We start from the raw sequence: 397 nt of genomic DNA, 5'->3' as shown, positions 1-397 counted from the left end.
TGGGGACCCTGCGGAGGTGACGGGGCAGGGGGTGGGGACCCTGCGGAGGTGACGGGGCAGGGGGTGGGGACCCGGCGGAGGTGACGGGGCAGGGGGTGGGGACCCTGCGGAGGTGACGGGGAAACGGGTGGGGACCCTGCGAAGGTGACGGGGCAGGGGTGGGGACCCTGCGGAGGTGACGGGGCAACGGGTGGGGCGGGGGTCAGGCGAGGTCGACGCCCGCGGCCTCGAGCTCGCGGAAGGTGGGGGAGAGGTCCGCGGCTATCCCGGCGCAGAGGTCGGCGAGCACCCTCGTGCGGTAGCCGGCGCGCGCGGCGTCGAGGGCGGTCGCGCGGACGCAGTAGTCGGTCGCGAGGCCCGCGACGTCGACATCCGTGACGTCACGGTTCGCGAGCCA

The 397-nt window shown here is 76.1% G+C and carries 1 protein-coding gene; it reads right to left on the bottom strand.

All coding sequences use genetic code 11. The annotated features are described in order from the left end of the window. Positions 1-202 precede the first annotated feature (202 nt). Positions 203-397, bottom strand: a 195-nt coding sequence (locus tag V7053_RS11905) for an isochorismatase family protein (RefSeq protein ID WP_334172489.1), incomplete at its 5' end; no start/stop codon positions are given.

The organism is Sinomonas sp. (genome assembly GCF_036848755.1).
In the GTDB taxonomy this organism is placed as follows: domain Bacteria; phylum Actinomycetota; class Actinomycetes; order Actinomycetales; family Micrococcaceae; genus Sinomonas.
The sequence above is the reverse complement of the archived record's forward strand: the minus strand, read 5'-3'. Positions and strand labels throughout refer to the sequence as shown.